This is a genomic window from Halanaerobium sp. (genome assembly GCF_003070835.1).
Genome location: NZ_QBLR01000002.1, coordinates 25678 through 51677, shown reverse-complemented (window position 1 = coordinate 51677; position 26000 = coordinate 25678). Strand labels below are relative to the sequence as shown.

Annotated in this window: 23 protein-coding genes; 4 read left to right on the top strand and 19 right to left on the bottom strand. The window is 39.3% G+C overall.

Going from position 1 to position 26000, the window contains the following annotated elements; genetic code table 11:
• Positions 1-4: 4 nt before the first annotated feature.
• The 10 genes from CI949_RS00535 to CI949_RS00490 all read right to left on the bottom strand — a co-directional run bounded on the left by CI949_RS00535 (position 5) and on the right by CI949_RS00490 (position 11619).
• Entirely contained in the window at positions 5-1729 is a 1725-nt protein-coding gene (locus CI949_RS00535; RefSeq protein ID WP_290762015.1) for an AAA family ATPase, read from the bottom strand.
• A gap of 116 nt (positions 1730-1845) precedes the next feature.
• Positions 1846-2268, bottom strand: coding sequence for a protease inhibitor I42 family protein (locus CI949_RS00530; protein ID WP_290762012.1), 423 nt, complete (start codon positions 2266-2268; stop codon positions 1846-1848).
• 19 nt (positions 2269-2287) lie between these two features.
• The gene (locus CI949_RS00525) at positions 2288-4015 is read right to left on the bottom strand and encodes an InlB B-repeat-containing protein (RefSeq protein ID WP_290762009.1); all 1728 of its coding nucleotides are present in this window, start codon (positions 4013-4015) and stop codon (positions 2288-2290) included.
• A gap of 114 nt (positions 4016-4129) precedes the next feature.
• Positions 4130-4816, bottom strand: a complete 687-nt coding sequence (locus CI949_RS00520; protein WP_290762006.1) for a GntR family transcriptional regulator — start codon at positions 4814-4816, stop codon at positions 4130-4132.
• Between the two features lie 22 nt (positions 4817-4838).
• Positions 4839-6401, bottom strand: a complete 1563-nt coding sequence (locus CI949_RS00515; protein ID WP_290762003.1) for a UDP-glucose--hexose-1-phosphate uridylyltransferase — start codon at positions 6399-6401, stop codon at positions 4839-4841.
• A gap of 151 nt (positions 6402-6552) precedes the next feature.
• Positions 6553-7545, bottom strand: a complete 993-nt coding sequence (locus CI949_RS00510) for a Gfo/Idh/MocA family protein (protein ID WP_290762000.1) — start codon at positions 7543-7545, stop codon at positions 6553-6555.
• Positions 7546-7797: 252 nt separating this feature from the next.
• Positions 7798-8622 carry a carbohydrate ABC transporter permease gene (locus CI949_RS00505; RefSeq protein WP_290761997.1) on the bottom strand — a complete coding sequence of 275 codons (825 nt, stop codon included), beginning with the start codon at positions 8620-8622 and terminating at the stop codon, positions 7798-7800.
• Positions 8619-9545: a carbohydrate ABC transporter permease gene (locus CI949_RS00500; RefSeq protein WP_290761994.1), complete on the bottom strand. Its 927-nt coding sequence runs from the start codon at positions 9543-9545 to the stop codon at positions 8619-8621. Before CI949_RS00500 ends, CI949_RS00505 begins: the two co-directional genes overlap by 4 nt.
• A 110-nt stretch (positions 9546-9655) precedes the next feature.
• Positions 9656-10915 (bottom strand): ABC transporter substrate-binding protein, encoded by a 1260-nt coding sequence (locus CI949_RS00495; RefSeq protein WP_290761991.1) that lies wholly within the window; start codon positions 10913-10915, stop codon positions 9656-9658.
• A gap of 302 nt (positions 10916-11217) precedes the next feature.
• Positions 11218-11619 (bottom strand): flagellar protein, encoded by a 402-nt coding sequence (locus CI949_RS00490; protein WP_290761988.1) that lies wholly within the window; start codon positions 11617-11619, stop codon positions 11218-11220.
• Positions 11620-11858: 239 nt separating this feature from the next.
• Here CI949_RS00490 and CI949_RS00485 point away from each other — a divergent pair, with 239 nt between their 5' ends.
• The 4 genes from CI949_RS00485 (at position 11859) to CI949_RS00470 (ending at position 14485) form a co-directional block, all read left to right on the top strand.
• Entirely contained in the window at positions 11859-12869 is a 1011-nt protein-coding gene (locus CI949_RS00485) for a chemotaxis response regulator protein-glutamate methylesterase (RefSeq protein ID WP_290761985.1), read from the top strand.
• A gap of 6 nt (positions 12870-12875) precedes the next feature.
• Positions 12876-13661, top strand: coding sequence for a protein-glutamate O-methyltransferase CheR (locus CI949_RS00480; RefSeq protein WP_290761982.1), 786 nt, complete (start codon positions 12876-12878; stop codon positions 13659-13661).
• A 127-nt stretch (positions 13662-13788) separates the two neighbouring features.
• The gene (locus tag CI949_RS00475; protein ID WP_290761979.1) at positions 13789-14052 is read left to right on the top strand and encodes a ribbon-helix-helix domain-containing protein; all 264 of its coding nucleotides are present in this window, start codon (positions 13789-13791) and stop codon (positions 14050-14052) included.
• Complete coding sequence (locus CI949_RS00470) at positions 14045-14485, top strand: type II toxin-antitoxin system VapC family toxin (RefSeq protein ID WP_290761976.1); 441 nt, start codon at positions 14045-14047, stop codon at positions 14483-14485. The genes CI949_RS00475 and CI949_RS00470 overlap by 8 nt, the downstream gene beginning before the upstream one ends.
• Before the next feature lie 85 nt (positions 14486-14570).
• On the opposite strand, the gene CI949_RS00465 is transcribed toward CI949_RS00470, so the two are convergent.
• The 9 genes from CI949_RS00465 to uvrC form a co-directional block, all read right to left on the bottom strand.
• Positions 14571-15680, bottom strand: coding sequence for an iron-containing alcohol dehydrogenase family protein (locus tag CI949_RS00465; protein ID WP_290761973.1), 1110 nt, complete (start codon positions 15678-15680; stop codon positions 14571-14573).
• A 67-nt stretch (positions 15681-15747) separates the two neighbouring features.
• On the bottom strand, positions 15748-17469 hold the full coding sequence (gene ilvD, locus CI949_RS00460) for a dihydroxy-acid dehydratase (protein WP_290761970.1): 1722 nt from the start codon (positions 17467-17469) through the stop codon (positions 15748-15750).
• A gap of 41 nt (positions 17470-17510) precedes the next feature.
• Complete coding sequence (locus CI949_RS00455; RefSeq protein ID WP_290761967.1) at positions 17511-18800, bottom strand: TRAP transporter large permease; 1290 nt, start codon at positions 18798-18800, stop codon at positions 17511-17513.
• Positions 18800-19324 (bottom strand): TRAP transporter small permease, encoded by a 525-nt coding sequence (locus CI949_RS00450; protein ID WP_290761965.1) that lies wholly within the window; start codon positions 19322-19324, stop codon positions 18800-18802. Before CI949_RS00450 ends, CI949_RS00455 begins: the two co-directional genes overlap by 1 nt.
• An 86-nt stretch (positions 19325-19410) precedes the next feature.
• Complete coding sequence (locus CI949_RS00445; protein ID WP_290761962.1) at positions 19411-20418, bottom strand: TRAP transporter substrate-binding protein; 1008 nt, start codon at positions 20416-20418, stop codon at positions 19411-19413.
• 186 nt (positions 20419-20604) lie between these two features.
• On the bottom strand, positions 20605-21894 hold the full coding sequence (locus tag CI949_RS00440; protein ID WP_290761960.1) for a lactate racemase domain-containing protein: 1290 nt from the start codon (positions 21892-21894) through the stop codon (positions 20605-20607).
• Between the two features lie 50 nt (positions 21895-21944).
• Positions 21945-23090, bottom strand: a complete 1146-nt coding sequence (gene dgoD / locus CI949_RS00435) for a galactonate dehydratase (RefSeq protein ID WP_290761958.1) — start codon at positions 23088-23090, stop codon at positions 21945-21947.
• Positions 23091-23376: 286 nt separating this feature from the next.
• A complete protein-coding gene (locus tag CI949_RS00430; protein ID WP_290761954.1) occupies positions 23377-24003 on the bottom strand; it encodes a GntR family transcriptional regulator in 627 nt (208 codons plus the stop codon).
• A 125-nt stretch (positions 24004-24128) separates the two neighbouring features.
• On the bottom strand, positions 24129-25979 hold the full coding sequence (gene uvrC / locus CI949_RS00425; protein WP_290761951.1) for an excinuclease ABC subunit UvrC: 1851 nt from the start codon (positions 25977-25979) through the stop codon (positions 24129-24131).
• Positions 25980-26000: the final 21 nt, after the last annotated feature.

The following is a 26000-nucleotide window of genomic DNA, read 5'->3' as shown; positions in this document are numbered from 1 at the left end:
TGATTTAATATCTAACTGAACATTTTTTACCTTTAAATCCAAGTCCAATCTCGACAATTCTTTTTACACCTGTTTTTTTTATCCCTGCTGGATATTCCTTCTCTTTAATCTGCTTTAGAGCCTCAGCTGCAGCTTTTTGAACACTAACTTTAGAATTACTGTACTCATTTTTAAATTCCAGAACATAAGCCTTGCTGTCTTTATCTTCCGGCATTATAACAAGATCAGGCCGCCCCTGACCAAACTCCTGGTTGCTTAAAATATAATAATTATCATCCAGATAAAGCATCAGTCCCAGCATTAAACCATGGAAGAAATTTTCTTGTTTTTCTCTTTCCTCTCCCCTGCTCGAAATTTTCAAAACTGAAGAACTGTCATAATAACTAATATTAGCCATTAATAAGTCTTCTAGAAGCACTTCAAAAGACTCAAAATCCTCTGCCAGTAGTGATTTAATTAAATTCTGAATTAAGGCTGCACTTTTATTTTCCTGAGCAAACCAATTGTCTAATATATTTTTATAAATTTCTTTTATCTCTTTATTTGGAATACTAAAATTATAATAATTATCTTTAGAATCTTTAAGCTCTGCTTTTAAATACCCTGAGTGAAGCAAAAAACTTAGTGCCTTATCAACATTATTAAAAATGTCTTCGTAAATAATATTTTTTTCCAGTTTTTCAGTTAAAAAATCATCCTTAAGTAAAGTTTCCAAATAACTTTTACTTTTTAACTGATCAAGCTTAAAACAGCGCCTGAGCAGAGAATTATCTCCACTATTTATCCAGTAACTTTGTGGTTGATGATTAGAATCTGCTAAAAAGTTGAGCATACTCCAGGGATTATAGATTATTGTGTCTCTGCCAAAAAGGTAGCCATTATACCATTCTCTTACCGTATTTTCTTGAGACTCTAAAGAATAATAGTTTAGCAGTTCTCTAACTTCAGTTTCTGTAAAGCCAAACTTATCCTTTGCCAGGCTATCACTTAAATCTGCTGTAATCGCATTATTAAAACCACTAAACATACTTTCCTGTGAAATCTTCATAATCCCAGTAATTAAAGCCTTCTCTAGCTCTGGATTATCCTTCATAGTATCAACCATAAAAGCTCTCATTATATCAAGCATTTCTGTATAATAATCATTTAGTTTTGCATAATGTAAGGGAGTATCATATTCATCAATTAAAACTATTACTTTTTGTTGATAATACTTTTTTAAATAACTGCTTAAATTTCTAATTGCTGAAGTAAAATCAAAAATATCTGCTTTTTTGGTCATAATTTTACTAAATTCTTCTTTTTGAAAATCCATTAACAGATCACTCTGCAGTAAATAACTGTGTCTTAAATATTCGGAAGCAATTTCCTCTTTAAAAGCAGCCGCTGCAAAATCCCAGTTAGAGGCTTTAACTTTTTTAAATGAAAGTTCAATAACTGGGTACTTACAGAAATACTCATCTCTAATCTCAGTATTGTCCATAATCCGAAGACCATTAAAACATTTACTGATTTCAGCCTGACAATAGTCGCTATTTTTTGGGTTCTGCAGAAAGTATTTTAGCATGGAAAAATTCAAGCTCTTACCAAAACGTCTGGGCCGAGTAATCAAAGTTACTTTTGTTATTGATTCCAGCAACTCTGAAATTAATAATGATTTATCTACAAAATAAGCATCTTTTTCTCTTAATTCTTTAAAATCATCGATACCAATTGGAATTTTCTTCATTAGGCTGCCTCCTTCAAAGGGATTTCCATAACTTTATTATAGCACATAATTATTTTTAAACAAAAATTAAAAAATCTGCCATCATAAATTTGACAGCAGATTTTATCTAAAAATATCTAATCTCTCACCAATACCAGATACTTAACCGTCTTTTTCGCCTCACCACAACTTCTGGCAAGCTCAAAAGTTAATAGCTGATAGCCGGCCTCCAGACCGCGGAAAGTCCAGCTTTTTATTCCTCCCCGCCCAACAAGCTGGCGGGAATTTTCGGCTTCAGATTTTTCACTTTCTGAATCCTCAGCTTCTGAATTAGGAGTTAGTGGTTCATATTCCTCTTTCAAAAGCTGCAAATTTTCAGCATTTGATTCATTCAGATGCCAGCGGTAGCCGGTGCTCGGGTTTTCATATAACTTGATCTCTATGACCTCTTCTACACTTAATTCTCTCAGACTCGCAGCAGAGCTAATTCCACTAAGTAAAATGAGAATTACTGTCAGGAGTATAAGTTTTAAAGTCAGGTTATTAAATAAGTTCTTCAATTATAGTCACCTCTGCTCTCTATTTGATTGAAATCTCTTCGACACTGCTCTGGTAGCCGTCATCATAACCAACCACAGTATTCGCATGGTCTAAATAGGGGTCACTGTAATTATCGACTGTCCAGATACCGCTATCATTATACTGAGTACTGTCAATGGCGGCTGAAAGTAAATAGCCCTGATCCAGAAGATCTTTAACCGCCTCAATATCTGTATAATTATTAATCTGCAGATAATAAATTGGATAGTCAACCCGGTGAGCGGCAGCAGTTCTCCAGGCGGCTTCACTTCCCCAGCTTAAGTATTCGCTGTCATCAGCCGGCATCTCCTCCCAGCTGGCAGCACCAAGGTTGGCAAGCATCATCAAATTATCAGTATAATAACTACCTCCATCCTGACCATCATTAACCAGCTGGTAAATGAAATCGGGACTCATCAGCTGGCTCTGATCTACACCACTTACAGAATCAGCACTTAGATCCCAGCCCTGATCTCGAGCCTGATAAAAGCCAAGCATATAATAAACTGTACTCCAGGAAGCACAGGAGCCCTCAGTCCCCTGATTACCTACCGGAGGAAAATGCTGAGAAGCAGAGTGGTCAAGATTAGCTTCCCCGGCAACCTTGATTTCACCATCTCCCAATTCTGTACTGTCAAGAGTTTTAACTATTCCGCTTTCCAGAGCATCTTTCATCTCTGCAGCAGAAAGTTCCTTTAAGCCTCTGCCAAAATCAGCAGCCGAATTGCTGCTGTTACTCTGAGCCCTGATGTTTTTCTCCCTTCTGCTCCTCCAGTCGGCCTCAGTATAATCCCTGACATATCTATCCAACCCGGAGCTGCTCAAAGCCTGAGCCGAAACACTGCTTTCAACCGTCACATTCATCGTGAAACTTTTCGAATTACCGGCTCCAATTTTCTCTGAGCTCAGATTGGAGCTGTAGGTATTATCCGGATTTGCGGGATAATCTGAGTACTCTTCTATCTCCCAGTTCTTTAAAAAGATATCACTTGTGCCTGAATTATTAATTGTGAAAGTTATTTCGCCACTTATCGGCAGCAGACTTGAGATGTCCAGAACAAGATTGTTGCCAGGGAAAGCTGAATCTCCAGCCTTATAATTTGCCTCTATATAATTCATGCTGCCGTCGTAGTCATAAGGAGCATCAGTTGGATAAAGTTTTTTCTCACCTTCAGCTGTCTCAAAGCTTATTTCTACATCCTCTCTGGAAGCTGCCTCGATTTCAAATACAGCCAGCGCTTCCGGCTGATACTGGTCCCGGGGTTCAATTAAGTATAAATCAAGATTATTGGCAATGGCGGCCTCATAACTAATATAGTGGGAACCGTCTTTAAAGGCACCCCAGCCTTCACCCCAGGAATTAATCAGCTTGAAGACTCCATTTTCATCTGTTTCCCCAGTGTTACTCTCGTCTTCTGCAACAAAAACCGCTGTTACCTCTTTGCGACTTGTATTATCTATATATTCCGGATTATTGGTGCCGCTTAAATCTCCTTCCCAGTGGGAAAAATCGTGACCCTCGTCTGCAGCAGCCATTAATTTAGTAGTAGTCTGATCCTGTTCATCTTTGGTTACCTCTCCTGACCCCTCTGTGCTGACAATAACATTACTGCTGCTGCCGGTGTCGGTTATTCCTGCATCACCTGCAATATCGCTTCCATTTGAACAGCCGGTCACTACACTTAACACTAATACAAATAAAACAATTAGTTTGAACTTTTTCTTCATTTACTAGTATATACCTCCATAGTTGATTTGATAGTATGACTCTAAATATTGTATTTTTTGATACATATATAAAAAGACTGTAGAGATATCTCTCTACAGCCATAAATTTCTTTGCTACCTATTCTCTTTTTCAAAAACCGTAATTATGCTCTGCCAGGCGGCCCGAATATGATCTTCGGCACACCGTCGGGCTCGATCGGCATCTCCGCTGGCAATTGCTTCGGCCAGCTCTTTATGCTCGGCTAAAAACTCCTGCATCCTGCCCTGGCGGGAAAAGCTGCTGCGCCGAAAGCGGGTGGCCTGTTCAAAAAGTGTGTCCAGAAACTTCTCCAGCCACTTATTATTGGAGGCTTCCTTAATTATCCGGTGAAAAGCGACATCAACCCGGATACAGCCCCGCTGGTCATTATGCTCAATGCAGTCTTCGAGCTCCTGGGTATATTCCTTTAGAAGCTCTTTCTGTTTTTCGTCAATATTCTGAGCGGCCAGATAAGCAGCCAGCCCCTCCAGCTCAGTTCTGAGCTGAAAAATATCGTCGATTTCCTTTTTTGTCTCAATTCCGGCCACAAAAACTCCCTGCTGGGGAATAATATTAATCAATTCCTCCTGCTCGAGCATCCTAAAGGCCTCTCTAACCGGAGTTCTGCTGACACTGAGCTCTTCGGCAATCTCCATCTCAGTGATTTTTTCTCCGATCATCAGCTCCCCCTTTAAGATTGCCTCTCTCAGCACCTTATAGACCTGTTTTCTTAAGGGTTCATAACTGTAAGAATCAATTGCATTTAAATTAAATTTACTCATACTCTAACACTTCCTTCTTAGATTATAGCTCTGAAGGCTCAATTCCCACACTCTCCAGGAACCGCTCAAAGCCCTTATATCCTATTGAATTATTCTTATAAACACCGGCGTCCTCAAGCACCCGGCTGAATTTATTAGCAACCTCGACTTCTACAACTTTCTCGGCTTCTTCTTCACTTAAATTGATTCCATACTCCTTTTTCAGCTCCGCAATCCAGTCTAAGTGTTTTTCCAGACCTTCCTTTGCTTTTAGCTCTTCCAGCTCCAGATCACCACTTAGATAACTTGAAATCCAGTTCAGCTCTTTCTTCAGACGGCCGGGCAGAATAGCTCTTCCCATAACCTCGATCAGGCCGATATTTTCCTTTTTAATGTGGTGTAAATCTGCATGGGGATGAAAAATTCCGGCTGGATATTCTTCACTCTTCCGGTTATTTCTGAGCACCAGATCCAGCTCATAGACTCCATCCTTTTTACGGGCAATAGGAGTAATTGTGTTGTGGGCCTTCTGTTTGCCTCCAACCTGAGAAAAAGCTAGAATATCAAGATCCGGGTCAGAATACTGACGCCAGTTTTCTAAAATTTTGGCGGCCAGATTGATAATATCTTCTCTCACTTCAGCTTTGAGGCGGATCACTGACATCGGCCACTTAACCCGGCTGATTTCAACCTCGGGAAAGGTTGGATGCTGATAAAATTCTTCCGCCTCTGCCTCTTCCATCGGGAAGATATGACGGCCTCCCTGGTAGTGGTCATGGTTTAAGATTGAACCACCAACCAGCGGCAGATCGGCATTGGAGCCGATAAAATAGTGAGGCAGCTGGTCGATAAAGTCCAGCAGCACGGCAAAAGTATTTTTATCGATCTGCATTGGAATATGTTCTTTATGGAAAACTATACAGTGTTCATTGTAGTAAACATAAGGAGAATACTGTAAAAACCAGTCTTCATTCTGCAGTTTTAAAGGTACAACCCGGTGATTCTGACGGGCTGGATGACTGAAAGTTCCAGGATAACCAACATTCTCCAGACAGAGATAGCACTTCGGATAATTGCTCTGCGGCTCTTCCTTGGCTTTTGCAATCTCATCCGGATCCTTTTCCGGTTTGGATAAATTAATAGTAATCTCAATCTGACCGTAGTCACTTTCGGCCTTCCAGTTTAAATCTCTGGCAATCCTGGCCTGACGAATATAATTGCTGGCTTTAGCAAAATGATAATACTCATTGGTCGCCCTTTTGATTCCTTCTTTTTCGGCGGTCTCATAAAAGCGGCGTCCAATCTCAGACTGGCGGGGTGTCATTGCTCCCATGATTCTGGTATCCAGAAGATCTCTTTCTGTAACTCGATCCTCAATCAGTCCCTTTTCAACTGCAAAATCAAGCAGAGGATCCAGTAAAACCTGCGGCTCAGCCGGAACTTCAAAATCATCTTCAGTTAAAGCCGGCTCCGGGCTCTCCTTAATTTCCAAAATATCTCTGATCTGATTGCGGGCTGCCACTCGATCCCAGTCACCCAGCAGATCATTGACCTCTCCATATACCAGTAACTTTTCTATTAGCTGATTAACTTTTCCTATCTCCACAATTCAACCTCCTGTCAGTAATGACTGTAAAAATCAAATTCTTTTAGTTAGCAAATTAGTTTTAATGAGCTTAAAAATCTTATTGTTATTATTGTATTTGATTTCAGCCAAAAAATCCAGTTATCTGAAGAAATTTATGTGAAAAACTATACTAAAGCTTAACAATCACATCTTCTGCAGCCGATCTGCGCATGGCATCCATGACCTCAAGATTGGCATATGTTTCCTCTTCTATCTTCAGCGGTACCTCTTCCTCATAGAGCAGAGCTCTGGCAAAGGCTTCCACTTCCAGCCGGTACTGTTCTCCAGTTTCAACCGGTATTCTCTCTACCTCACCATTTTTGTCCAGCAGAAAATAATTATCCTCCAGCCAGGAGAAAAAGCCGGGAATTCTAATTATGCCTTCAGTTCCAACAACTTCGAGGTCCTGCTCGTTATAGGAATTAAGGCTGTAATAGAGGCTGGCAAATGCTCCACCTTCAAAATAGAGAGTGGCACTACCGCTTAAGTCAACTCCCTCAGCCGTTTCTTTTTGAAAGAAGTTGGCAACTTTGCTCGGCATGCCGTTCATCAAATAGCGAGAAACATTAACTGTATAGCAGCCGATATCATTTAAGGCTCCTCCATCCAGCTCCGGACTGAGGCGGATATCACCGGTGCGGTCACTAATATCAAAAGCAAAATTACTTTTGATCTCCTTAATCTCACCAATAACACCATCGTCAACCATTTCCTTAAGCTTAATCACAAAGGGCTGAAAGCGGTACATAAAGGCTTCCATCAGTTTAACCCCGTTGTTCTCAGCCGCTGTAAACATCTCTTCTGCTTCTTTTTTACTCTTGCCGGAAAGTGGTTTTTCACATAAAATATGCTTACCTGCTTCTGCTGCCTTGATGGTCCACTCTTTGTGTAAACCATTTGGCAGTGGAATATAAACCGCCTCAATTTCTTCGTCTGCCAGCAACTTATCGTAATCATCATAATAAACTGCAGCCCCAAATTCTTCCGCAAAATCAGCTGCTTTTTCCTTACTCCGGCTGGCAACAGCATGTAATTCTGAATTATCTGCTCCCAGAATTCCCGGAATAACTGCCTTACGTGCTATATTGGCACAACCTAAAATCCCCCATTTAATTTTTTTCATTAGCAAATCACTCCTCTAAAATTTAAATAATCCAAAAACAGCTTTTTATACAATTTATTTTAAGCTATTTCTCTATAATATTTCTTTCTCGAAAAAAGATGTAATCCCTTTTAAAATAAACAGAATTTGAGCTGTTCAAGATCAGCAGAGTCTATAAAGATAAAACTCAGCCTGAATTAAGACTGAGTATATCTAATTTTTCTATTTAATTTTTCTACTTTAATTTTCATTCTTATATTTTAAAACTATAATTTAACCCTTAACAGATCCAGCCAGCATACCTTTAATAAAGTATTTGCCAAAGAAAATGTAAACTAAAAGTGTGGGCAGAGCAGTCAGTAAAGCAGCCGCCATCTGTACATTCCACTCTACAACCTGGCTTCCAGCAAGATTAACTAAAGCTACTGTAATCGGCTGACTCTGAGTCTTAGTCAATGTTACAGCAAAGAGAAATTCGTTCCAGATATTTGTAAACTGCCAGATGAAAACAACAACAAAAGAAGGAATAGAAATAGGAAAAAAGATGTGGCGATAAATACTGAAAATATTTGCTCCATCAACCTTTGCTGCCTCTGTCAGTGCATCCGGTACATCTTTGTAATAATTTCTAAACATCAGGGTTGTAATCGGCAGTCCGTAAACAACATGGACTAAAATCAAACCAGGAATTGAGCCGTAAAGCCCGATAGACTGCATAAAAAGCACCAGTGGAAATAAAACACTCTGGTAGGGGATAAACATTCCAAATAAAATTAAAGCAAAAAGTATATCAGAGCCCTTAAACTTCCAGTGAGATAAAACATAACCATTTAAAGATCCCAGCATGGCGGAAATAAGAGTAGCAGGAATCACAAGATAGAAACTGTTTATAACATTGGGAGCCAGTTCTTTAGCAGCCTGCAAAAAACCACCAAAAGAATAGTCAACAGGAAGCTGCCACATTGTTTTAATCGAAACATTTGAAAAACTTTTTAAACTGGTAGATAAAAGCACATACATCGGCACCAGAAAAAATACAGCAAATAATATTAGAGTCAGATAAGTAAGAACCTTCTCTTTTGTTGTTTTTTTATTCATTGGCCATCCTCCTTAAAGCTGTTAACCAGATAAGGTATTATGAGCACTCCTACCATAGCTAATAATACAATTGCAATAGCCGAACCGGTTGAATAACGATTGGATCTAAAAGTTGCTTCAAACATATAGATTGCAGGTATATCTGTTACATTATTTGGACCACTACCTGTCATCGAATAGATTAAAGCAAAGGCTTTAAGGGATACATGAGCCAGAATGATAATAGCCGAAAGTGTAATCGGCTTCTGGATCGGAAATAGTATTTGAGTAAAAACCTGCCACTTACTGGCACCATCAATTCTTGCTGCCTCAATCAGCTGCTGATCAATACCGCGCAGACCAGCCAGCCACATGGCCATTGTATAACCAGAAAACTGCCAGACAGCTGCAACAATTACAGCAATCAGGGCCACATTAAAATTTAGGAAGCTGAAGGTACTGGTAAACCATCCCCACTGTAAACTCTCAAGACCCAACCGCTCGAAAAGAAGATTTATTCCACGAGGGTCATTAGGTAGACGGCCTGGAGAAAAGATCCAGCGCCAGACAGTACCAGTCACAACAAAAGAAATCGCCATTGGAAACAGAAAAAGATTTTGAAAAAAGTAGTTCCCTTTTGGTTTATTATTTAAAAGTACAGATAATAAAATACCGATTACCAGACAGCCAAGAATAAAAAAGAGAGTAAAATAGAGTGTATTCCAGAGATCAGTCTGGAATCTTTCTTCCTGAAAAAGACTAATATAATTTTCTAAACCCACATAATCTTCTGCTTTCATGATAAATTTTCTAAAAGTATCCCAGTCCAATAATGATATTCGAATACTGCGCCCAATAAACCCATAGACAAAAATAGCCAGAGTAATCAGGGAAGGTGATAAAAGAGCTAGTGAAGTTAGAGACTCTTTATGTTTTCTTTTCATATTATATCACTCCATAAAAATCTTCCCCTCCTCAATTGCTTAAGGAGGGGAGGTATTTTTGCAAATCCTGGTTGATTAACCACTAAATTTTTTGCTTTACCAGGTTTCCTTTATCTTACATATTCTGCCATATCTTTTTGGAATTCTTCAAAAGAACCCTCAACATCTCCAGTAGTAACTAAACCATTAATGTTATCATTAAGAGCAGTGATAAAGCCCTCTGGAGCTGCAGAACCATGAGCAATAGAAGGAGTAAGAGTATTTTCTGCAAAATCATTCATGGAATCTGTTAGATAAGCATCATATTTACTCTTATCTGCATCCAAACGGGCAGGAATTGAACCCTTAATAGGATTAAAGGTATCCTGTCCTTCCAGAGAAGCAACAGTTTTTAACCATTTTTTAGCGTTTTCTGGATGTGGTGCACCTTTAGGCAGGCCAAAGGTATCAGTAACTACCATAAATGTGCCTTCTGTACCGGGAACTGCCTGCCAGCCAAATTCTTTACCAGGTCTCCAGCCTAATGTCTTTAAATATCCTTCTGCCCAGTCACCCATAATATTAAAGGCAGCTTCTCCATTTTGAACCAGCTGAGTGGCATCCTGCCAGGTAAGAGCAGAGTGATCTTCGTTAACATACTGCATTAATTTATCAAAGTAAACCATTGCCTCTTTAATTCTGGGATCATCAGCAGCAGTTTCTCCATTCCAGAGTCCATTATAACCTTCAGCACCAAGTTTGGCTACCAGAATCGTCTCAAAGATATGAGTTGCTGTCCATTTATTGGTATCTCCAAGAGCAAGTGGTATAACATCAGTTTTAGATAAGTCTTCTAATACTGTCAAAAAGCTTTCCATATCAGTTGGAGGTTCAATATTATATTCTTCAAGTACCTGCTTGTTGGAGAACATTACATTACCGCGATGGACATCAAGCGGTACAGCATAAATTTCTCCCTCATAACTTGTCATCTCAAGTATCTGCTGATTAAATTTGTCTTTAACTCCCCATTCTTCCAGCAGTCCGGTAATCGGCTCCATCATACCAGTTTCAACATAAGTATTAATTAATTCTGCTCCACCGTGAACCTGGAATGAATCTGGAGGGTTTCCTCCTACCATTCTGGTCTTTAGTACAGCTTTTGCATTGGCACCTGCACCTCCAGCAACTGTAGCATTAATGACTTCAATGTTGGGATAATTTTCATTAAAAACATCAATCAAAGCATTGAGCCCCTCTTCTTCTCCACCACCGGTCCACCAGCTGAAAATTTCTACTTCCTCATCCTGAGCCATTGCTGAAAAACTGAAGACAAAAAGCAAAGCCACCATTACCATTACACTCAACAAAGCACTTTTTTTCAATAACATTTTTTGTCCTCCTTATTTTTTTATTCAGACTTTAACAAATGTTAAAATAAAATCTCAATTTACGACTATCCTGATACCACCCCCACTGAGCGAATTTTCTGATTTTTAAAATTTCACTAAATCGAATTCGAATTAAATGAAAAAACTCGACTCCACTTATTATTATATCATATCCTAATTAAATTAAAAGATTATTTCGAAAATTGTTTAACAAAAAATAATCAGACTGAAAATTAAGCTTCATTTTTTAGCTTTTTTTCAGCCTGATGCTTTAAATTCCTGTTTACAGAATAGGTATTCTATTAATTTCTTTTAAAGCGATCCTTTAAAAACATCTTTTCACTTTTGCTTTTCCGCTCTTCCTCCGGCTCATCACCCTGATTAAAGTCGCTGATCATTTTTGTCCGGCAGCTCTTACAGAACAATCCAGATTTAATTTCAGTTCCACAGCGCTTACATTTGAGGCTGTAATCTACAACCAGCCCCTCGGAAGCAAGCCTATCCTCGCGCATAAACTTGATAATCAGCTCTTCTTCGACACCTGTCTTCTCAGAAACTTTTTTGACAGTTGAATTAGGATTTTCCCAGAGATATTCCTTAACCAGCTGAAACTTCTCTTCTTCACTCTGGCGGCAGTCAGGACATACTTTCTGGCCGCTGGAAGAAAATAATTTGCCGCATTCCTTACAATTTATGAGATCCATTTAATTCACTCCCTATCAGATATTTTCTAAAAACTTAAAATTAAGTATTATTTCAAAATTTCTGTTATCTATATTATAACACAGAGTCATTTAAGGCTCCAGAGTTTTTAGGACATTTTTTGACAAATTCAGCAGACTTCGATAATTTAACCCGGGATTATCAGATATTTTAAAGAGGTTTTTTAAGGCAGACAAAGAATATATTATTTAGAGACAGAGACTAAAAGGAGGTTAAAATAATGCTTAAAGTTTTAATCTGTGATGATTCTGCTTTTATGCGGAAAATATTTTCAGATACTATTGAAAAAGACGCAGAGCTAAAAGTTGCAGCAACCGCTTATAACGGCCAGGATGCCCTCCGTAAATTGAAAAAAATAGATGTGGACCTTTTGATGCTTGATGTTGAGATGCCGAAACTGAATGGGCTTGAAACTTTAGAGATTGTTAAAGACAAATACCCTGAGATTCCGGTAATTATGGTCAGTGCCCTTGATAACCGCGAAACAGTATTTAGGGCCCTGGAACTGGGAGCTTTTGACTTCATCCCCAAACCTTCAGGTTCGATTTCTTTAAATATTGACTCGATCAAAGAAGAACTGCTGCGTAAGTTAAAGGCAGCTGCTGATTCAAATGGTAGGCTTAAAAATAGAAAGCACCGCAAAAAGTCTATTAAAAAAAGCAGCGACTTTCCAATTGTGGCGGTAGGCTCATCTTCCGGCGGACCGCGGGCTTTAAATAAACTTTTTGCTGATATTGGCGAAAACTCTGCTGCCGCTTTTGTGATTGTTCAGCATATGCCGGCCGGTTTTACAGAGACCTTAGCCGAGAGATTAAACAATATCTCCGGACTTGAAATTAAGGAAGCTGCAGAAGGTGACCGTCTCCAGCCAGGCCACGGACTTTTAGCCCCGGGAGATTACCATTTAGAAATTGACGAGCAGGGCCGGGTGCGGCTGAATCAGAAAGAAAGACTGCACGGTGTTCGCCCCTGTGTTGACTATATGATGAAGAGTCTTGCCGATCACTTCAGTGGTGAGAGGCTCTTAGGAGTTATTCTGACCGGAATGGGTCACGATGGGGCTGAAGGAATGTCGGCGATTGTAAATAATGGTGGATATGGTATAATAGAGTCTAAAGAGACTGCACTGGTTTATGGTATGCCTTCAGCTGCAGCAAAGGCTGACGCCTATCATGAAATCAAGAGAATAGATGAAATTGGCAGCAGAATCACAGAAATTGTGGAGGGATAAATATTAATGGGGATCAATTTTACAGAATTTAAGGACCAGGCAAAGGAAATTTTAAATATTGATCTGGACGGCTACAAGCTGGATCGAGTAGAGAGAAGAACTAAGAGTCTGATGCGCAGATATCAGGTGGAAGATTTTGATCAGTGCCTTGATTTGATTAAAAATGACGGTGAGTTTAAAGAGGCCTATTTAAACCACTTTACGATCAACACCTCGGAATTTTTCCGCAACCCGGAGAATTTTGAGTTTTTAAAGACAGAAGTTTTTCCAAAATTATTTGAGGATAAGAAAAAGGTTAATATCTGGAGTGCTCCCTGCTCTAACGGCTCAGAGCCCTATACACTGGCCATTATTTTAAAAGAAATGGGAGTCAGTCCAACTAAATTTAAAATCTATGCTACAGATTTAGACCATACAATTTTAGATACTGCTCGCAAAGCAGAATACAAAGAAAATTCCTTAAAAAATGTCTCAGATAAAATTTTAGACAAATATTTTAAGGAAAGCAGTGACGGCAAAACTTATGCCTTAAGCTCGGAAATTAAGCGGCTGGTTAATTTTGAGCAGACAGATTTAATCAACGCCCGTTTTAAAAATGACTGGGATTTAATTTTAAGCCGCAACTTTTTTATCTACCTGACTAAGGATATGAAAGACCAGCTGATTAAGAAATTCACCTCAGTTTTAAATCCGGGAGGCTACTTTTTCCTCGGCAACACTGAATATATTTTTTCACCGGAAAAATATGGGCTGGATAAGATATTTCAATCTTTTTATAAGTATGACGGATAATTAAATATTTTAGTTTAACTTAATCGCCCTCAGGGGCGATTTTTCTTTTGCTTGTAATTGTTTAGATTTAGATGTATAATTATAAGTAGATAGATGTATATGTATATTTTTATTAGAGGTGATAAATATGAGTAAAAAAAAAGAAAGACTTCAGTTTTATATTGATCAGGAGGCAAATGAAAAGCTGGGAATAATTTCTGAAAAGCTGGGTGTTTCCAAAGCATCTCTGGTTCGAGAGGGTGTCAACAAAATTTTAAAAGAAAAGCTGCCCTTAGAAAAAGATTCCGCCTATGAACTGATAGGTTTAATCGATGAAGAGCTTAGTAATAGTGATATTGCGAGAAATCATGATCAATATTTATATGGCGAAAAGACGATTGCTGATGAATAAATCAAATCCATTTTTAGAACTTAAAAATAAGTCTGTTTTCGTGGACACCAGTGCCTGGTTTGCTCTCTTAAATAAAAAAGAGCAGGAGCATGCAAAGATAAAAGAAATTTATCAGGCTCTTTTAGAAAATAATAATACCTTAATCATTTCCAATCAGGTGCTTGGAGAAACTTTTACTCTGCTTAGATATAGAATCAAAAACAATGAGCCACCTTTTAAATTTATTGAGCTAATTAACAAATCAATGATGATCAAAAAAGTCTTTGTTGAAGAAAAATTTGAAAAAGAAGCTCTAAAAATACTTAAAGACTATCAAGATCAGAAATTCAGTTATGTTGATGCTACTTCTTTTGCAGTTATGAATGGACTTGAGCTTAAATACGCTCTAAGTTTAGATACTCATTTTGCAGCTGCAGGATTTATTATACCTTAAAAAAGCAAAGCCAGCCCCTACACTTAGGGGACTGGCTTTTTTTAAATTCCTCGGAGGGAGAAATTTTATTAACTTTTAATTTAAACTAATTGACTTCTGCCTCTACCTTCTTCATAGCCTTAATAATCATCTCTTCTGTAACTTTAATCGGCATTTTTAGCATTACTGTATCGTTAACCGATTTGGCCGCTGTTTTTTCAAGATTTTCTTCAGTAAAGGGCAGTCCCAGACCTTTAAATGAGGGAACCAACCCCAGCTGACTAAAGAAGTCAATTACATCATCTATATATTCCTGCGATTTTTCTTCTAAATAGAGCTGGACAATAATTCCATAACCAACTTTTAAACCATGTAAAAGTTCATGTGATTCGGGAATTGCGGTCATGCCATTGTGAATACCGTGGGCTGCTGCTCCCCGGGAGGTATTCTGGCCCAGGCTCTGAATAATTGTAGTCAGATAAATATTTAAATCAATAACTTCTTTTAGCTCTGGACCCAGTTCATTATTTTCACACTGCTCAACAGCTGTAATCGCCTCAGTCCGCATCTTATTATATAAAATTTCTGCCAGATTCATAGCGACTACTGTTTCCAGACTGGGATCTTCTATTCCACTGGCTACAGCCTTACCCTCATACCACTTGGCAAGAGAGTCTAAAATACCAGATTTTAGATATTTGGCCGGTGCTTCCGCTATAATCTCAGGGTCAACCATTACCAGGCGGGGGTTTTGAGTCATAAAATAATCCCGCTCAAACTGGCCGTCCTCTGTATAAATCACGGCAAAGGCTGAACCAGCAGCACAGGTAGCTGCAATTGTCGGCACTGCTGCCACCGGGAGGCGCAGATCTTCGGCAGCTGCTTTGGCAGTATCGATTGCCTTTCCTCCCCCGACCCCAATGATCAGATCGGCATTCATCTTCTCTGCTTTTTCTTTTATAATCTCCATATTTGACTGGGAAACTTCACCTTTAAAAACATTTTTCTCCCAGTAAATTCCGTATTCATCTAAAGACTCAGTTAGTTCATTTTCTGCAGCTTTAAGTGCTCGCACACCACCACTGATTAAAACTCTTTCTCCCCATTCACTGACATAGGCTCCGGCCTTCTTTAAAATACCTTTTTCGTTGATATACTGAGCCGGTGCAGCCTGCAGATAAGCAGTCTGGGGGTCTAAGTGAACTTTGTTAGCCATATTTTTCACCTCATTTTTAAAATTATTGCCTTTAAATTTAATAATTTATTTTTAAGCTAGCTATGAATTATTCCAGACCGATATAAGCTCCTTTTGCAGCCGGTACAGCATGGCGGACATATAAGCCTAAAGTACCCCGGTTAAATTTAGGCTCAGGCTGCTGCCACTTTTCTCTTCTGGCAGCCAGGATTTCATCTATTTCTTCCTCAGTTTTTTCTTCGCCGGCTATACCGATTACATTTAACTTCCGCTCCGGAATATTGATTTCTAAAAGATCTCCATCTTCAACCAGTGCTATTGGACCACCATCAACTGCTTCGGGTGAAACATGCCCAATTGCCGGCCCGCGGGTGGCACCGGAGTAGCGGCCATCTGTAATTAAAGCTGTCGAAGTATTTAAAACTTCATCTGAAGCTATGGCCTCACTGGTGTAAAACATTTCGGGCATTCCGCTTCCCTTTGGTCCTTCATAACGGATGATTACTGCATCACCGGAGACAATTTCTCCAGATAAAACAGCCTCTAAGGCCTCTTCTTCTGTATCAAAAGCCTTTACCCGACCGACAAACTCGTGCATTTCTGGCTCAACTGCTGAATGTTTAACAACCGCACCCATCGGGGCCAGATTACCTTTTAGAATTGCCACCGAGCCTTCTTGATTTAGAGGGACAGCAGCAGGATAAATCACATCATCCGGCAGGTTGGCAGGAGCTTCACTTTCCATATATTTTAGATAACTATCAAATTTTTCAAGTTCTGCAAGATTCTCAGCCAGAGTTTTTCCGGTTACTGTCAGCTGATCTAAATGCAGATAATCTTTAAGTTCCTTCATTACTGCCGGCAGTCCACCTGCATACCAGAAATAATGGGTCGGATACTGACCGCTTGTTTTAACATTGGCGATAAAGGGTACTCGGCGGTGAATTTCATCAAATTCATCCAGCTCAATTTCGATACCATACTCATGGGCGATAGCCGGCAGGTGGAGCAGGGCATTGGTCGAGCCGCCGATAGCTGCATGGATCATTATCGCATTTTCGAATGACTTGCGGGTAATAATATCTGAGGGTTTTAAACCTTTTTTAACCAGTTCAATTAGATAATGGCCTGACTCTTTTGTCATCGCTTCTAAAGCAGGGCTGGTAGAAGGAACTAAAGCTGCCCCGGGAAGTGCAAGCCCCAGAGCTTCTGCCATCAGCTGCATTGTGGAAGCTGTACCCATAAACTGACAGGCACCACAGCTTGGGCAGGCAGAGTACTGATACTGTTTAAATTCCTCTTCTGTAATCTCACCCCGCTGCAGTTCGGCAGAATAGGTACCGATCATTTCCAGGGTTAAGCCGTCAGGCCCCGGAGCCATCGAGCCACCCGGAATGTGCACAGCCGGTAAATCAAGGCGCATGATTGACATCAGATGAGCAGGCACCGATTTATCACAGCTGGAAAATAAGGCAATTCCATCATAAGGTGCTGCCATCGCCTGAATCTCAACCATATTGGCGATCATTTCTCTGGAAACAAGGGAATAATTCATCCCATCATGGCCCTGAGCTATACCATCACAGATATCTGAAGTCGTCATTCTACTTCCCATTACTTCATTTAATTTTAATTCTTCTTTTAAGATATTTACGTATTTATCAAGATGAAAACTTCCCGGGTGGCCATTACCATATGTATTGGCAATTACAATCTGCATCTTATCTAAGTCTTCTGCCTTCCAGTCCATTCCCATCCGCAGAGCATCAATTTCTGGTCCCTGTTTTCTAATTTCCTGACTTCTTAGCAATCAAACCAACTCCTTTTAAATATTTCAGCATAAATTAATTTTTAGCGCATTAAATTAGGAATAAACATTACCAGCTGGGGAAAAGCAATTAGTAATCCCAGCACTGCCAGCAGCGTAAATAAGAAGGGCAGTATTGATTTAACCAGGTCCTCCAGCGTGATATTAGCAACTCCAGTGGCAACATATAAAACTGTTCCTACGGGTGGAGTAATCAGTCCAATTCCTAGGTTGATTGACATAATAACTCCAAAATAGACCGGATCAATACCAACCTGTTCCATTACCGGCAGTAAAATTGGGGCTAAAATTAACATTGCAGGAGTTAAGTCCATTACAAAACCAACTAAAAATAGTAAAACATTTGTGATTAATAAAATTCCGAGTGTAGAGTCAGTCAGATTTGTCAGCATTGTTGCCAGATTAAAGGGAACTCGAGCAACAGTTAAAAGCCAGGCAGTAACCATAGCCATTCCACATAAGAAAAGAACGATTGCTGTTGTTTTGGCTGTGGCCAGTAAAATATCAGGCAGATCTTTAACTGTAACCTCTTTGTAAACAAATAAAGCCAGCAGAAGTGCCACAAAGGCTGCTACGGCTCCGGCTTCAGTTGCTGTAAATACTCCACCTAAAATTCCACCTACTACTAAAAAGGGAATAGTTAAAGCAAGAGCTGCTTCCTTAAAAGTATCCCAGAGTCTTTTTAAAGTGAATTCTGCAACCTGTTCTGAATCTACAATATGACCATAATCGTGTTTTTTGGTTGTAAAATAGGTTGTGGCCATTAAAGATAGACCAACAATTATTCCAGGAATAATTCCGGCCATAAATAACTGAGCAATGGAGGTATTAGTTATTATACCGTAAAGAATAAAAGGAATACTTGGTGGAATAATAATTCCAATTACAGCTGAAGAAGCTGTGATAGCTGCCGAATAATCTGCCGGGTAATCCTGCTCAATCATCGGAGGAATTAAAAGCCCGCCAATGGCTGCTGTATCAGCAATTGCAGAGCCCGAGATTCCACCAAAAAACATACTGGCCAGGATATTTACATGACCCAGACCACCTGTAATATGACCAACTATTGCATCAGCAAAGTTTACCAGCCTCTTAGCAATACCACCGTGATTCATTATCTCCCCCACAAACATAAAAAATGGTATAGCTAAAAGTGGAAAACTGTTCATCCCGGAAATCATCTTAGCTGGTAGAACCATAAACTGTAAATCCATCGCACTCATGATTGCGATATTTGATAATCCCAGTGCAAAAACAACTGGAATCCCAGTCAGCACAAATAAAAATAAAGTTCCTAAAAATAACCAGAGCATTATTGAGCACCCCCACTTTCGTCAATTACTTCGAATTTTTCTTTTTTATCTTCTCTAAATAAATTTATATGTTTTTTTATTTTAAATAAGTTAATGACCATCATCAGCAGTCCACTGACTGGAACTACAGAATAAACAAGAGTCATTGGAATATATAAGGCCGGTGAAACATTGGTTGCTGAAGTAGCAACAATATAACCATAATATGTTATAATAGCTAAAACTGACATAATAAAAATATCGGAAATAATACTCACGAGATTTTGTGCTTTTGCAGACGGAATTTTGGCAATCACAAAATTTAAGCCTACATGATCATTGGTACCATAAGCCAGTACAGCACCCAAAAAAGAAATCCAGATAAAAACAAATCGAGCCAGTTCATCTGCCCAGCCCAGAGAGTTATTTAAAACAAAACGGCTGAAAACATTGGATCCTACTATTACAAACATTGTAATAGTTAAAGCAATCAGAATAAATTTATAAAAACCAAAAAATATCTTAAAAAGTTTACTATCCTTCATATCTTCTTCCCCCCAAAGTTTATATTAAATAAGAGGGGATTTTTCCCCTCTTATTTATATATTCTGTTGAATTTCAGTCCTCTTAATTACTGCTGAGCCTGAAATTCCTTAACCTGCTGCTGTACAGATTCTACTAAATCTGCACCAATTTCTTCTTTAAACTGATCATATACAGGCTGAACTGCTTCCTGGAATTCTGCTTTCTGCTCAGGAGTTAGAATAGTTACTTCCATAACATCTTTTAACTCTTCTAAGTATTCAGCATTCATAGCTCTATTAGTTCTTCTGTTGTGGTGCTTTGCTTCTATAGCTGCAACTTTAACTACCTGTTGTAAATCTGTAGGCAGCTTGTCATAGAACTGCTTGGAAATCATTAAAACAAATGGAGAATATACGTGACCTGTGTCTGTTGTATAGTCCTGAACTTCATAGAAGTTCTGTAAGTAAATTGTACCCCATGGGTTTTCCTGACCGTCTACAACACCCTGCTGCATAGCTGAGAATAATTCACCAAATGCCATAGGTGTAGGGTTAGCTCCCATTTCTTCCCAGGCAGCTAAGTGCATAGGATTTTCCATAGTTCTAACTTTTAAACCCTCAACATCTTCAGGAGATTCAACAGGTCTTACACTATTTGTTAACTGACGGTATCCATTTTCCCAGTAAGCTAAGCCGACAATACCTTCATCTTCTAACTGCTTTAACAGATCCTGACCAACTGGTCCGTCAAGCACATAATCTGCCGCTTCGTGAGTTGGGAATAAGAAAGGCAGGTCAAATACTTTAAAACCATTTACAAAAGGAGCAATTGGAGCAGTAGATGGACAGGTCATCTGCTGAGTACCCATCTGCAGTGCTTCCATCATTTCTCTATCGTCACCAAGCTGACTGGAGTGATAAAGATTAACTTTAATTTCGCCGTTACTTCTTTCTTCAACTAACTTTTTAAAGTATTCCAGTGACTTATACTGGGCTGACTTGTCATTAAGACCGATACCAGCGTTAATTGTGTATTCCTGGGCAAATGAACTGGCAGTAAAGGTTAAGACTAATAAAAGAGCAAGTGATAAACTAAACATTAATTTTTTTCTCAAGATAATTTCCCCCTAAATAGTTTGTTGTTATTTTTTAATAATTTTTAATTCTAATTGATTCCAAAATGCTAATTTTATTAAACTGTGATCTTCATTATTCAAAATTTAACTCCCTTATTTTCGCACCACCTCCATCATTTTATTTTTATAAGGGCTTATAGGATTATAAACTTGCTCCTTTTTTACTTATTTATCTTGATATATCCACAACCCTGTTGCCGGATTATTGATATAAAAGATCTCTTCTCCATTAACATGATTAAAACCATTTTCTAACTCATCTATTTTATATTTTTCAATAGTTTGCTGATAATCTAAATAATTAAAATTTATATTTTCTATTTCCTGCTGGCTTAGTTTGGGCGAAGCCAGGGAAATCGTAAATCTTCCTTCCGAAGAACCGTGGATCAAATGAGCGGCCGCAGAAAGGTTTTCCTGTAGGTCTTTATTTTTATGCAGATAATCCAGAGTTATTTCTGTGCCGCGGTAGCCATACTTGCGGAGCAGTCTGTCTATCTCCTGGTCCTCACCGAATTTGTGAATCCCAGGAGCAATAATGATCAGCTCTCCTCCATCAGCAACTGCCATTCTGGTTCTATAAATTGCCTTGCCACCAATCCAGGTGCTTTTAAATTTATCTTCTTTTAAGTAAACCACCACTTTTTGCAGCGGTTTTTCTACCTTTATAATATTTTCCTGCTGGCTTAAAGCTACTGCTTTTTCGAAGCTTTTTCTGCTGCTGCCTGTAAATATTCCCTTGATTTCTGTTAAGCCTGTTTTCTGGTCGCTGATCGGAGAATTAACAGTCATCAAATAAAGGAGCGGCAGCTGATCGAGAAATTGACGCTGGCAGTAATCATATAACTTTCTAACAGGTGAGTGATCCTTACCCATTATTTTTTCCATTCCTGCCAGTGCTCCCAAAAAGTGTGATTTATTAATAATCTGATTACCGCCACAGCCGACCACTATATTTTTAGTGTAATTTGCCATCCCCACTACCTCATGCGGAATAACCTGGCCGATGGAAATTATCAGATCAAATTTGTCGTCAAATAAGTGTTTGTTTATTTCTAAAGGAATTGCCTCAGTTAATTCTCCCTCGGAAAATTCTTTCATCTTTGCTGCTGGAATCTCGCCAACTTTAATTGTTTCAGTTCGCCAGTTGTGAGCCAGAAAGGCAGCAGCTGGAATTTCGCCAAACATTGCCTTTAAAGATTCACGGTCCATTGGGTCGTGAGTTCCAGAGGCAGGTAAAACTTTTATCTCTGCTATCTGATCAGCCAGTTTAAAATAGAGGGTCTCGGTTAGAGGCCCCAGAGCTGAAGACTTGCGGCTGTAATCAGGTGGAATCAAAAGCAAACTTTCCACTCCAGCAGCTTTTATCTCTGCAGCCAGTTTATTTAAATAGTCTTCAATTTCCTCCTGCGCCAGGTATTTACCCGGGCTGACAATTTCTGATTTGATGTTATTCATCTTTTTCTCTCCTAATTATGATTTAGAGAAATAATAAGCTAACTCAGCTTTTACCATTCAGCGACTGTGCCGTCCTGATTCCGCCAGACTGGATTCTTCCAGTTATGTGAGTCTCTGGCTCTTTCTCGAACCAGCTCTTCGTTAATTTCGATTCCAAGTCCCGGTTGGGATGGGATTTCGGCATAGCCAGCTTTATATTTAAAAACTTCTTTATTTTTAAGATAATCGAGCAGATCATTACCCTGATTGTAGTGGATTCCCAGACTCTGCTCCTGAATAAATACATTTGGACAAACAGCATCAATCTGTAAACTTGCAGCCAGGTTAACTGGTCCCAGCGGAGAATGAGGTGCAACTGCAGTATCATAGGCTTCTGCCATGGCAGCAATTTTTCTAACCTCGGAAATTCCTCCAGCATGTGACAAGTCGGGCTGGATGATATCAACTTTATTTAATTCAAATACTTTTTTGTAATCCCAGCGGCTGAATAACCTCTCACCAAGAGCAATTGGAATGCCAAAAGTATCCATTGTGGCGAGGGCTTCAATATTTTCGGAAAGCACCGGCTCTTCGATAAACATCAGCCGAAACGGCTCCAGTTCCTTAAAGAGGATGCGCGCCATTCCTTTATGAACCCGGCCGTGAAAATCAACTGCTATCCCAAAATCAGGGCCGAGCTGATCTCTAATCGCTGCCACCCGGGCAACTGCCTGATCCACTTTTGTGTAACTATCTATGTAATGTAATTCCTCAGTTCCATTCATTTTTACTGCTGTAAAACCGGCATCTTGCTTTTGCTGAGCTGCCTGAGCAACATTATCCGGTCGGTCTCCACCGATCCAGGAATAAACTCTCACCTTATCTCTGACCTTACCTCCCAGGAGTTCATAGACCGGCTGTTCAAGAAACTTACCCTTGATATCCCAGAGCGCCTGGTCAATACCTGCAATAGAACTCATCAAAACCGGGCCACCTCTGTAAAATGCACCTCGATATAATGTCTGCCAGATATCTTCAATCTCTAAAGGATTTCTACCGATAAGATAGTCTTCCATTTCTTTGACTGCCGCCCTAACTGTATCAGCCTTTCCTTCAACAACTGGCTCTCCCCAGCCTGAAATCCCCTGGTCAGTTGAGATTTTAAGGAAAAGCCAGCGGGGTGGAATTTTAAATAATTCCAGTTTAGTTATTTTCAAAATAATCAGCTCCTGACTGAAGTTAAGATAATTTTTAGCTGCTTAAAACTTTGTGCTCAGTAATTTTATGTTCTATGTTTAAACTTATTAGTAATTTTTACTGATATTGTATATCTACTATTTGATATGTGATATATCAGAGATAAGCAAAAAATTTCCTTAATTATTTCTAATTAAGACTTATCTTTGCTTATTCATAATTATATTTATTAGTAGATAATATTCTTTCTATTTTTAATATTACAATATTTAACTGCAGATTGCAAATTAAATTTGCAGCTTTTTATTAAGCTCGGTTTTTAATTGATGCATCTTCTGCAATTTTAACCCTGTCCAGGTGGCGGTATAATATCTTCTCTGCCTTAGCTTTATCTCCATTTAAAATACAGTCGATTAAATCTATATGCTCCTGGCGGGAAGTTTCAGATCGCTTATAATTTAAATAGCTAAAAAGCATTGTATAGTGATTGATCATCTTTAGATAACTGTCAATTAAATAATTATTGTGGGAAGCAAGGACTATCTCCTTGTGCAGTTTGCTATCATAACTGGTAAAATATTTTTTATGACCATTTTCAAATTTATCTTTGAGGTCAGAGATTACCCCCCGGTCTATTTCTTCAAAATAATTATCAAGACAGTAAATCTCGTGCATCTTTCTTACTTCCAGAATATCATTGACCTCTGCTTCGGAAAAATTTTTGACGAAAAATCCAACCCGAGGCCTGTTTTCCACCAGATCTTCATTTGCCAGTCGGCGCAGAGCATCCCTAACCGGCATCAGCGAAATCCCGTGTTCTTCTGCAATCTCCCTGGTGTTGAGCTGCTCACCAAGATCCACATCTCTATTTAGTATTTTTTCTTTTAACATTGAATAAACCTGATCGGTCAGGCTTTTTTTATTAATTGCCATTATTACACTTCCTAAAATTTATGTGATATATCAGATACTCTATATTAAATATTCAAGACTGAAGTTAATTCTCCTGCAAGAAATTAAAATTATTTTTTAATTTAAGTATTTTTTCTATAAATTAGTTAATAAGCTCTCATATTTTCTCTTAGATAATCGTAGATCTTCCGCGCTGTCTTACCACTGATCCCATCAACCTCTTTCAGTTGCCAGATCTTAGCCTCCCTTATTTTAGCCAGTGAGCCAAAGTGCTGCAGCAGTGCATTTCTGCGGGTTTCTCCCACACCTGGAATTTCATCGAGCATAGAATGGGTCAAGCGGCGGGACCTTAATTTACGATGATAACTGACGGCAAAGCGGTGGGCCTCATCTCTCACCCGCTGCAAAAGCTGCAGGGTTGGAGTGTGGTGGGGCAGGGTAATCGGGTCACTTTCACCGGGCTTAAAAATTTCTTCTTCCTTTTTTGCCAGGCCAATTATCGACAAATCCTCAATTCCTAAGAGCTCTAAAATTTCATAGGCGGCATTGAGCTGACCCTTACCACCATCAATCAAAATTAAATCGGGTAGTTCTCTATCTTCGCGCAGCAGTCTGGCATAGCGGCGCTCAACAACTTCCTTCATACTGGAAAAATCATCAGGTCCCTCAACTGTTTTAATCTTAAAGCGGCGGTAATCCTGTTTGGAGGGTCTGCCGTTTTTAAAGACCACCATTGATGCTACAGAATCTGTTCCCTGAATATTTGAAATATCAAATCCTTCAATATGATAGGGCTCATTTTCCATTCCCAGGATTTCTCCCAGTTTCTCGACAGCTCCAGAAGTCCGCTGTTTTTCATATTTACTGCGAATATCTTCCTTTTTCAGATTCTGCTCGGCATTGCGCTCGGCCATCTCCAGCATCTTCTTTTTGTCACCTTTCTGTGGATACTGAATACTCACCTTTTTCCCCTTGACATCTGCCAGTCTTGCTGCTAAAAGTTCCTGATAGTTAATTTTGGTGTTCAATAAAAGTTCATCCGGGATTCCGGCGGCCTGCTCATAGTACTGCTGTAAAAATGAGGCCATGGTTTCAGCCGCAGTTTCTTCCTCGGTTCCCTGCAGAATAAAGTATTCCTGGCCGATCAGGCGGCCGTTGCGGACTAAAAGCAGCTGGGCACAGGCATTGTCTTTCTCTCCCTGAACTAAAGCCACCACATCCTGATCAATATTTTTATCGGTCATTACCTTCTGGCTTTCACTTAGCTTGGCAAAGGCTTCCAGGGCATCCCGAAAGCGGGCTGCCTTTTCAAAATTTCTCTCAGCTGCCGCTTCTTTCATCTTTTCTTCTACCTGCTGTTTGAGTTCTTCCTGTCTGCCAGATAAAAAAAGGCAGACCTGGTCAATCAGCTCATGATAATCCTCTTTACTGACTGCACCAATACAGGGCCCGAGGCACTTATCAATGTGATAGTTCAGACAGGGGCGGTCTTCAGGGTCATCAGCTTTCAGCTCTTTTTTGCAGCTTCTGAGCTTAAAAATATCCTTGATTACATCCAGAGTTTTATATATTGCATCTACATCAGCAAAGGGCCCGAAATATTTGGCTCCATCGTTTTTGACAATCCTGGTTTTAAAAACCCGCGGAAAGTCGACATTCTTGGTGACTTTAATATAAGGATAAGTTTTATCATCCTTGAGGCGGATATTGAATTTGGGCTGATGTTTTTTAATTAAATTGGCCTCTAAAATAAAGGCCTCCACTTCTGTGTCAGTAAGAATATAATCAAAATCATCTATATATTTGACCAGCATCCTGGTCTTATAGCTCTGGTCATTTTTGCGAAAGTAAGAACGGACGCGGCTGCGGAGCGATTTAGCCTTCCCTACATAAATGATCATTCCCGTTTCATCTTTCATTAAATAAACACCGGGCTGACGGGGAAGCTCCTTGAGCTGGGCTTCGATATGTTCTTTTCTGTTTTCATTATCTGTCATTTTCTATCACCTTAATTTGTG

Bases quoted from the DNA above. Each gene is read 5' to 3' on its own strand.
- CI949_RS00495 (WP_290761991.1), bottom strand. From the start codon at position 10,915: ATGTTATTGAAAAAAAGTGCTTTGTTGAGTGTAATGGTAATGGTGGCT.
- uvrC (WP_290761951.1), bottom strand. From the start codon at position 25,979: ATGACAGATAATGAAAACAGAAAAGAACATATCGAAGCCCAGCTCAAG.
- CI949_RS00500 (WP_290761994.1), bottom strand. From the start codon at position 9,545: ATGAAAAGAAAACATAAAGAGTCTCTAACTTCACTAGCTCTTTTATCA.
- CI949_RS00505 (WP_290761997.1), bottom strand. From the start codon at position 8,622: ATGAATAAAAAAACAACAAAAGAGAAGGTTCTTACTTATCTGACTCTA.
- CI949_RS00475 (WP_290761979.1), top strand. From the start codon at position 13,789: ATGAGTAAAAAAAAAGAAAGACTTCAGTTTTATATTGATCAGGAGGCA.
- CI949_RS00440 (WP_290761960.1), bottom strand. From the start codon at position 21,894: ATGAATAACATCAAATCAGAAATTGTCAGCCCGGGTAAATACCTGGCG.
- CI949_RS00465 (WP_290761973.1), bottom strand. From the start codon at position 15,680: ATGGCTAACAAAGTTCACTTAGACCCCCAGACTGCTTATCTGCAGGCT.
- CI949_RS00535 (WP_290762015.1), bottom strand. From the start codon at position 1,729: ATGAAGAAAATTCCAATTGGTATCGATGATTTTAAAGAATTAAGAGAA.
- CI949_RS00470 (WP_290761976.1), top strand. From the start codon at position 14,045: ATGAATAAATCAAATCCATTTTTAGAACTTAAAAATAAGTCTGTTTTC.
- CI949_RS00450 (WP_290761965.1), bottom strand. From the start codon at position 19,324: ATGAAGGATAGTAAACTTTTTAAGATATTTTTTGGTTTTTATAAATTT.
- CI949_RS00490 (WP_290761988.1), bottom strand. From the start codon at position 11,619: ATGGATCTCATAAATTGTAAGGAATGCGGCAAATTATTTTCTTCCAGC.
- CI949_RS00485 (WP_290761985.1), top strand. From the start codon at position 11,859: ATGCTTAAAGTTTTAATCTGTGATGATTCTGCTTTTATGCGGAAAATA.
- CI949_RS00430 (WP_290761954.1), bottom strand. From the start codon at position 24,003: ATGGCAATTAATAAAAAAAGCCTGACCGATCAGGTTTATTCAATGTTA.
- CI949_RS00510 (WP_290762000.1), bottom strand. From the start codon at position 7,545: ATGAAAAAAATTAAATGGGGGATTTTAGGTTGTGCCAATATAGCACGT.
- CI949_RS00480 (WP_290761982.1), top strand. From the start codon at position 12,876: ATGGGGATCAATTTTACAGAATTTAAGGACCAGGCAAAGGAAATTTTA.
- CI949_RS00520 (WP_290762006.1), bottom strand. From the start codon at position 4,816: ATGAGTAAATTTAATTTAAATGCAATTGATTCTTACAGTTATGAACCC.
- CI949_RS00455 (WP_290761967.1), bottom strand. From the start codon at position 18,800: ATGCTCTGGTTATTTTTAGGAACTTTATTTTTATTTGTGCTGACTGGG.
- CI949_RS00525 (WP_290762009.1), bottom strand. From the start codon at position 4,015: ATGAAGAAAAAGTTCAAACTAATTGTTTTATTTGTATTAGTGTTAAGT.